The following is a 7,797-nucleotide window of genomic DNA, read 5'->3' on the forward strand; positions in this document are numbered from 1 at the left end:
AATTCTCCTAAAAGGGTATGGGGTCAAAGTCATCATCATCGTCAGTGGTTTCAATCGGTTTAGGTTTAGGTTTGAGTTGTTTTTTTTGGGGGAAATCAAATCGGAAGATAGGGTATGAATCAAAATTAAATCCATCCCACTTATCAATCTGAATAAGCTTAGGATTGATTGAGATTGAATATCTCTTGATTCTGAAATAAAAATCGAAGCTATCCATCTTAAAACCCCCTTAAATACACAATCCCAGGCATTCCATACTTTGAATATCGTATTGATTAGGTGCAATACTTTCAAAGTGTTTAATTAACCGCTTAATTCGTGTTAAAATCTTGTTCATGTTGCAATAGTCCTCAATGTTTTTACAAGTCGAGAGACGGCTCTCTAGCTGGGATACCGTCTCTTTTAATTGTGCTAATTCAGCCAAGATTTGACGTTGAAATTCTGCCGAATCTTGTCCGTGTAAGCTTGGGTTTTGGCTTGCTGTTGTTGTGCTTTTTGAGCCATTTCTCGTGGGAGATTGTTCGGGTCTGTTCCCTTTCCCAATTGGTTGAATTTGTCCACGATTGAAGCCATAAACTCATCGTGATTCTTGTCGCTAATCTCCTGAAAGGTTGCCATATTTTCCGCCATTGTCCGGCGGTAAGTATCTGCAAAAGTGGCAGTGTTTAAATGTGCAAGTAATTCAGCTTGTGCCGCCGTTTTCCCTATCTCGGAATCAATAAAACCCTGTTTGATAGAGCCGCCGTTTTGGACATTTTGGGCAACATTATCGGCGGCTAAATCTAAATCATCGGATTCAGCAATCAATGACATAGAATCCAGTTCCTCCGGTTGGGCGGGTTCCGGTTCTGTGGGTTTCCCGTTGATGGCCGTTGGCTTGGTTCCGGTCAAATGATTAACAATGGCTTGCGCTTCACCTTCACTCAGATTGTCCGGGTCAAACCCTAAATCAATGGCGGTTTTAATTATCAGTTTCTCGTTAACTTTAAGCTGCTTCGATAAGCTTTGCAGAATTGATAATTGAGTCGGTTTTGTGTTGTTGTTGGATGACATTTTTATAAGCCTCTAAAGTGAATAATTGACTGTTCTCGGTGATGTAATTTTGGTAGGCATCAGGGGGAAGTTTCCGGGTTTTTATTCCCTCTCGCCAGTTGTGGATAATCTCTAAGCAGTAAGCTTGAAAGTCATTCCAAGGGGAACCCGGATTGTAGAAGCGTCGGAAGTCTGAGGAATGTTTAATCAACAGTTCCTCCCATTGACTTAAGGTAGTTCTACTGCGGTTTAGTTCCGTTGCTAACTCTTTTTTATCCACATAAGGAACAGTCCCACGTTTTGAAGTTTTCAGCTTAACCCGTCTCCCTTTGGGGATAATTTCGGGTTCAATAGTTGCGGTCAATTTTCAACACCTCCGATGATGTGTTAATGGTTAATAAATGCCCTTTACCGTCCCTCCTAGGTAGGTCAGTTTAGCTATTAAGTTATCGAGGTTCAGAAGCGTTTAAGAGTTATCTGAGAGTTCATTGAGTGGTATCTCAGAGTGCGTCCTAACATCTATACATTAGATTGTACTTTTGTACTCCCGTAAGTACAAGAGGGTAATTGTAACAAATTGTTAAGGAATGTACTATAGGGACGTACATCACCCTTGAACGTTAGACTGGTACTAAAGACTGAGGTGATTAAATATGAGGGAAAAACCCGGATATAAGCCAATATGCTTTTATATCGAAACCGAGAAACACAAGGAACTTAAAATCAAAGCTGTCCAATCTGAGACAACCTTAAATGATTATGTTGCAGATATCGTGTTGAGGTCTATGGATGACGTGGACACCCAAGATATAGAAGGTGATTGTTGTCAGTTTCTTAAGGAATTATTGAACGGTAAAAAGCCTAAAAATGGCTTAATCGTTAAAGTTGCACATCTACTAGATGTCAGACCAGAGAAACTTAAGGAACTGCAAGAACGGTATATCCAAGGGAGTAACTCAGATGTTGAAGTTGCTGCAATGCCCTAAAAGTCAGATAGCAATAGGACGTGAAACGGTTAAATTTACTTTACCATCGCGTTCTCAAGCATTAGATTTTGTTGACAGTCAAACCGATTTGATTGTCCGTTTTTTGCACCGTTGGGGGTTACGGGAAGCAACAATAAGCTATCCATCTTCTAATGGTGTAGAAAAATCAATCCCTATCCCTGCAACTCTACAAACTTCAGAGGAACCAATGATAAAAGGATTAACAAATACTCAATGGTTGAGAGTAGCTGAAGAAATATTAAATGAGTCACGTCCGACATTTTTGGTGTCCATGACTCAGCATAAAAATGTTCTCGTAAATTCGGCGGCTTGTGACATGATGGGATGTTCAGCAGAGGAATTATTAAGCCGTGATTTAGCTCCCCTCTGGGTTCCACCGGGTCAACTCAAACCCATTAGTTACAATGTCCAACTTCCTCCACATCTTGAGGAATTCCATCGACTCCTAAAACAACAATCGGAACTAATAAATCATACTTTTAGTAACTGGAAACCCGCAGGTGATAACACTGATGCCCATTGGGTTGTCTGGAATGACGATATCCGATTTGTAGAACTGGACGGCAACCCATATCGACTGATGAGAGTTAACGGCTTTGATGAAGTGAAAGTATAGGAGCAAAAACCAATGGCTAGACTAATCCCAGAATCAAAATTCAACCGTCTACAGGAAATAACCCATCAACTCCAGGCCCTCACAGATGAACAATCAGAAGCGGGTCAGTTAGTGGATGAGTTAGACCGAATTCTCCTAGACTCGGATATCGAGCAAACCTATTCAGATGTCGCAATCGAGAAGGGAACCCACAAGCTCAAACCCATCACCGGGGCTTATATCGTTTAATGTTGTCTACCAGATTGCGATCGCTGGACACCTAACCCTAGCTCCGCACCCTTAAACCCTGACTCTGTAAGCTTTTGAGGGTATTAACTGAAATCAAACCTTTACCACTCGCACAACCCGGTAAGTGGATAAAAAGCTTACAGCGTAGGGGTTCCACTAATTCGTGGATCTATTAAGGGACTTTTTATCATAGTTAGCAAAAAGTCCACGTTGGCACGGGTAACAGTTCCGGCGGGTGATGTCTGACTCCTGACTGAGTGACTGGAGAGGGTACAGCCAATGGTTAACCGTGTCTACAGTCAAGCGACACCATTAATTTTTAGGATTTTGCTTTGAGCGCTCGCTTAAACGTTTACCAAACTTTACACAGTCGGAAACCCTCACCCAGTAGGGTGTTGAGGGGTGAAGGTTCCGATAAATTATATTATGCTAACCTAAGCAGACTCTTTAGTTAGAATTGGTTCACCAGTTGCCACAACCCTGCTACAACGTCGCGACGATTAGGGAATGTTTCACCGGGTAGTTGTGGAGTTTCCCAGTGAGTACCGCAGTTTTTAGCGATTCCTAAAAGCATTCCATCGTTGTAGATTTTGGTAGTTTTCTCGTCAACTTCTGTATATTCAAAAGTCGGATTATCCGGTTCATTGTCTTGGGATTTAGTTGGCAACAAATCAATGGACTTATTACCGAGAATGATTAACCCTTCCTCTGCTAATTTTTCAAGATAATCCTCTAAGTCTGAAGCCTTCAAGCTGTTAAGATGATGAGCCAATAACTCGCCTTTAGAAATGAACTTTACACCATTGTTTTGAAGGGTTTGAATGACATTCCGAACATCGTCTAAGCTTATCCCTGTAGGCTGTTCATCGGGTTTAAAGGAATAATTTAGATTGCTTAATCGTTCCCAATTTGTGCTTATATCGCTACCATACCAAAGGACTGAGAGGCAATATTTGAAGCCTTCCAACTGTTCATCATCTTTAACAAAAACTGCACCATTAAACGAATCATTAAACCACTTTGCCCAAGCAATCATTAATCGTTTGTTATCGAATCCGATTAATAGGGTGTCATTCCGTCGATAAGCTTGATCATTCAATCGGGTTTTAGGTGGTTTGAGTTCAGTAGAAACGGTTGGAACTGCTACCATCAACCGGACGGGTTCAGGAGTTGGGTTAGAGGGTTCAGGTTCACCGTCCGTATGCTGTGGGTAAAACTCATTAATGATGTTATTTACAGTTATTTCATCAGTCACAGGTGATAACTGAACAATCCAATCATCTCCAGATTCGTTAATATCAAATTGTTCAACGAATCCTTGACCTATACAATCCTTAACAATGTTTTCTAATTCGCCTTTATAACGTCGTTTCTTGGGTATAAAAATGCGAACTGATGACCCATTATCCCAATAGGTATTTGCTTTGAATAGCAAACTGTTTCCGCGTTGCTCCGGTGTCACAGGCAAGCCCAAACTGTTAAGAATTGGTTCCTCAGTTGGCTGTTCCTCCGGTGTAGTTTCTGGTGTCGATTCCGGTTCGAGTTCACCATGAATCTGTGGGTCAAAAGGGATTATATGAGAGTTGATTTTTGTATGGTTATCCGTTGTTTTTGGTTGCTGCGGTTCCTCAACGTTGAACACAATCCCTTCAATTTCCATTAGAAGGTTAGACGGCTCGATGTTGGCATCTTCCATTGAGCTAACTAAACTTTTAACCCGATTAATTACATCAGAATATTCAGCCATGATTGAGTCTAACTGACTTTTGCGGTAGGTTAAAAGTTCAAGTTGAGAGTTTATAGAGTCTAGTTCAAGTTGTAAGCTGTTCATTGTTTAATCCTTGTGTCGTGTTGTTAATTTGAAGCGGTTAGAGGGGGAATAATCCCCCTTTTATCGTGTTAGATTCCGAATCGTTTCTGAGTAGTAATAAACAAGCTCATCCCTGCTTTTTGTATGGTTTCGGAGTCTAAAGCAAAGGATTCTGATTCATCCATCGGGTCATGGGGAAAACGCTTGTTATAGGCTTTATAGGCGGTTTCGTGACAGAACGCTAAGAGGTCAGCTTGTTCAGTTATGAACTGTCCTATCGCTCGTTTTTTATCATCACTCAACGGTTCATAGTTGCTATTAGTTTTTCCGTTAGTTTTACCGTTGTCATTGCTGTTAGTATTGCCGTTAGGTTGGGTTTTTTGTTCATCTTCTAACAGCTTGTATTTTCCCCCGTCATCAAGGATAAGCTTATGTTCACCTTTGACTAAGCTTTTAAGCATTTCTGCCTTCTGGGTGTTAGCATCTGCCCATATTTTGATTTCCTCTTCACCCGCCATAAAAACAGCGTTAACTTTCTCCCCATACTTGGTTTCGAGTATTTTTCCTGCGGGGTATTTTACAATTGCGTTTAACAGTTTACCCATTGTTTTTTCCTCTAGTTTGTGAAGCGATAGGGGGTGAAATTCCCCCTATTTAATGTTAACAATTACCAACCAAAACCTAAGTCAGCCTTAGCTTGAGCGTATTCTTCCTGACTGTATTGTTTAGGGAATGCTAGGGTGTCGAGTTGTTGGTTAAAGCGGGTACATTCAGCTTGCCAACGTTGGAACCACAGTTGACGGTAATTAGAGAACCATTTGTTATTTTTTGAAGTTTTCCAGGCGCTCGAAATAATCCGTCCGACTTGGGTATTTAAAAAGTGGGTTTGTTCTGTTCCGTCGAGGTTGTCCTCTGTCCACATTTGACGCTGTTCTGTTGACCCGTCCGGGTAGACGGTTTCTACAATGTCAACCCGTGTCCCGTCGAAGTCGGTGTATGTGTAGACGATTGAGCTTGTAATCGTTGCGTTGATTTGAGCTACCATGAGATTAATCCTCATTTACAAAGTGGGTGATTGGTAGAGGCAACCGGGAACCGTGCAAAAGTTAATCCGGTTGTCTCTGTTGTTTTATGGACATCAGAGAGTTTTTTTTGAATCACCGCTACGTCTTAAACTTCACGGCTCCCAGCGTCAGGGTTTGCTTTCCTCTCATCTGTCTATAATCTAAAGATAACAGGTACTACCCGTTACTGTCAATCATTCACCTATTAAACTTCCTGATAGTACCTGCTACTAATACCAGGTATAACTTATCTATCAGTTAGTATCGGGTTCCTACCAGATACCACGCCTAGGATTGATATCTGATAGGGGTTATGGGGTTGTCAGTGGTTAGGAGTTCAGAAGTTTTTTAGCTGCGGTTTCCCAAGTAGAACGTCGGGTTAGGGTTCCATATTGCCGGGTAGTATCGTCTTCCCAGTAACCCCGGACATATCGCTTAAGGTCATCCAGTGTGGCATCAGAGGGGTTAAACGCTGCACTACCAACCGATAGGGGGTGTTTTCCGTTTTGGGGGGTAGTGTCCGGTACTGTGTCAGGTAGAGTATCGGGTAAAGTGTCAGGTTCTACCGGGTTAGTATCCGGTACTGTATCGGGTTCCTGTTCAGTGGCTTCAGTGACTTCTACCGTGATAGTGTCAGCTTGTACCGGGTTGTTATCGGGTTCTATCGGGTTAGTTGGTTGAATGTCCGGTGTTGTTTCGTTTTCCGGTGCTTCTGGGAGTTTAGCGATCGCAGCGTTCCGTAAGCTATCCAAAGCAGTCCAGAAGGTATTAATCAAGTCATTCCGGTTCAGAGATTCGGCGGCGTTAATGAAGCTTTGAGCTTGGTTAAGCGCTGATTCGGCGGCTCCCTCTAACGTCAGGACTGTCTGGAGTTCGGCTTCTAAGGTTGCCTTATCGTTCCGCAGTGCTTTGAGTTGGGCTTCCAGTTCATCAATGCGGGTTTGGATGCTAGAAATGCCAGACTGAAGCTGTTGTGCGTGTTGTGCAAAAAGCATGGTGTTGTCTCCTAAGTTTTCAAGGTGCTGTAGCGTCCAGTTGGTAGGGCTTGCGTCGTTCCCTTCCTCAACCGATACCCCTATCCTACCCGGTACTACCCGCTACTGTCAAGGGGTGACTGATAGGAATACCTGATAGTACCTGAATGTACCCGATACAATCTGCTTATCTGTCAGTTACTACCCTTTATTGTCTGTTAGTATAGGGTAGTACCCGATAGAACCCGATAGAGGAAACAGCCATGAGTAAAACACAAGCCAAAACCGAGGGGATTAACCAACAAATCGTAAGGGCTGACTTAAGAATCCCTGTTGATATCTACGCCCAACTCGAAGCCATCGCTACAGAACAGGGAATGAAAAAGCATCACATCACTGGCCGTCCGATGGTAAGCCCCGTAATTTTGGAATTGATAGAGTTAGGATTACACCATTATTCGTCTCAGAATCGATTGGGGGGTGACAGTACCGGGTTAGTACCTGATACTGTACCGAGTAAGCAGTTGGACATTGAAGCGTTAAAGGGTGAGTTGTTGGGTCAACTCCGAGGGGAACTGGTAGGGCTTGCTGAGGAATTGGCACAAAAAAAGTAACAACCCTCACATCGGAACTTGACCGGGTGAGGGAGGAACGGGACGCAATCAAAAGCGAGTTAAACCAATTAAAGGATGAATTGGCTGCAAGGGATGGATTTATTGATAATCTCAAAAGCCAATTAGAGGAGAAGAAAACAGCGATCGCAACTCTCAAAACCGAACTCAAAAAATTAGAGGATAATCTAGCAGAAGCCACACGAAACGAGACTTTTCTGAGTGAAGAATTGCAGCGATTCAAGTATGGGGTTGTACCGGGTGAGGAGCCACATGGCGAACAATTGCAATTATTCCCACCGGAGGAACAAGCCGCCGTTACTCCTGAACCGGAGGAACCGGAAAACGACACTACAGAAGTGTTACAGACTGAAGTACAGCCGAAACTCTTAAACCCGAAACAACTTGCAGAATGGATTAATAAAAACTGTAATCCTGAGAAACCAATCACTGAT

At 42.7% G+C, this 7,797-nt stretch carries 12 protein-coding genes; 5 read left to right on the top strand and 7 right to left on the bottom strand.

Features of this window, described 5'->3' with window-relative positions:
• Nucleotides 1–7: 7 nt before the first annotated feature.
• From IQ236_RS27810 to IQ236_RS17095, 3 genes are all read right to left on the bottom strand, one after another.
• A complete protein-coding gene (locus IQ236_RS27810; RefSeq protein ID WP_228041692.1) occupies nt 8–217 on the bottom strand; it encodes a hypothetical protein in 210 nt (69 codons plus the stop codon).
• A gap of 194 nt (nt 218–411) precedes the next feature.
• On the bottom strand, nt 412–1,053 hold the full coding sequence (locus IQ236_RS17090; protein ID WP_193870413.1) for a hypothetical protein: 642 nt from the start codon (nt 1,051–1,053) through the stop codon (nt 412–414).
• Entirely contained in the window at nt 986–1,396 is a 411-nt protein-coding gene (locus tag IQ236_RS17095) for a hypothetical protein (RefSeq protein ID WP_193870414.1), read from the bottom strand. The genes IQ236_RS17090 and IQ236_RS17095 overlap by 68 nt, the downstream gene beginning before the upstream one ends.
• Before the next feature lie 289 nt (nt 1,397–1,685).
• On the opposite strand from IQ236_RS17095, the gene IQ236_RS17100 reads away from it, so the two are divergent.
• From IQ236_RS17100 to IQ236_RS17110, 3 genes are read left to right on the top strand one after another with little or no spacing between them, the layout of a single operon-like run.
• Entirely contained in the window at nt 1,686–2,018 is a 333-nt protein-coding gene (locus IQ236_RS17100) for a hypothetical protein (protein WP_193870415.1), read from the top strand.
• The gene (locus IQ236_RS17105; RefSeq protein ID WP_193870416.1) at nt 1,993–2,655 is read left to right on the top strand and encodes a hypothetical protein; all 663 of its coding nucleotides are present in this window, start codon (nt 1,993–1,995) and stop codon (nt 2,653–2,655) included. The genes IQ236_RS17100 and IQ236_RS17105 overlap by 26 nt, the downstream gene beginning before the upstream one ends.
• A gap of 12 nt (nt 2,656–2,667) precedes the next feature.
• Complete coding sequence (locus IQ236_RS17110; protein WP_193870417.1) at nt 2,668–2,883, top strand: hypothetical protein; 216 nt, start codon at nt 2,668–2,670, stop codon at nt 2,881–2,883.
• A gap of 451 nt (nt 2,884–3,334) precedes the next feature.
• Here IQ236_RS17110 and IQ236_RS17115 read toward each other — a convergent pair whose 3' ends face one another.
• From IQ236_RS17115 to IQ236_RS17130, 4 genes are all read right to left on the bottom strand, one after another.
• Complete coding sequence (locus IQ236_RS17115) at nt 3,335–4,714, bottom strand: hypothetical protein (RefSeq protein WP_193870418.1); 1,380 nt, start codon at nt 4,712–4,714, stop codon at nt 3,335–3,337.
• Between the two features lie 68 nt (nt 4,715–4,782).
• Complete coding sequence (locus tag IQ236_RS17120) at nt 4,783–5,298, bottom strand: hypothetical protein (protein ID WP_193870419.1); 516 nt, start codon at nt 5,296–5,298, stop codon at nt 4,783–4,785.
• Nucleotides 5,299–5,360: 62 nt separating this feature from the next.
• Nucleotides 5,361–5,738 carry a hypothetical protein gene (locus IQ236_RS17125; protein ID WP_193870420.1) on the bottom strand — a complete coding sequence of 126 codons (378 nt, stop codon included), beginning with the start codon at nt 5,736–5,738 and terminating at the stop codon, nt 5,361–5,363.
• A 348-nt stretch (nt 5,739–6,086) separates the two neighbouring features.
• Nucleotides 6,087–6,752 carry a hypothetical protein gene (locus IQ236_RS17130; RefSeq protein ID WP_193870421.1) on the bottom strand — a complete coding sequence of 222 codons (666 nt, stop codon included), beginning with the start codon at nt 6,750–6,752 and terminating at the stop codon, nt 6,087–6,089.
• Between the two features lie 242 nt (nt 6,753–6,994).
• Between IQ236_RS17130 and IQ236_RS17135 the strand changes: the two genes are divergently transcribed.
• Complete coding sequence (locus tag IQ236_RS17135) at nt 6,995–7,345, top strand: hypothetical protein (RefSeq protein WP_193870422.1); 351 nt, start codon at nt 6,995–6,997, stop codon at nt 7,343–7,345.
• A gap of 26 nt (nt 7,346–7,371) precedes the next feature.
• On the top strand, nt 7,372–7,797 hold a 426-nt coding region (locus IQ236_RS17140), incomplete at its 3' end, for a hypothetical protein (RefSeq protein WP_193870423.1).

Origin of the sequence: Planktothrix mougeotii LEGE 06226 (genome assembly GCF_015207485.1) — a bacterium.
Lineage (GTDB): Bacteria > Cyanobacteriota > Cyanobacteriia > Cyanobacteriales > Microcoleaceae > Planktothrix.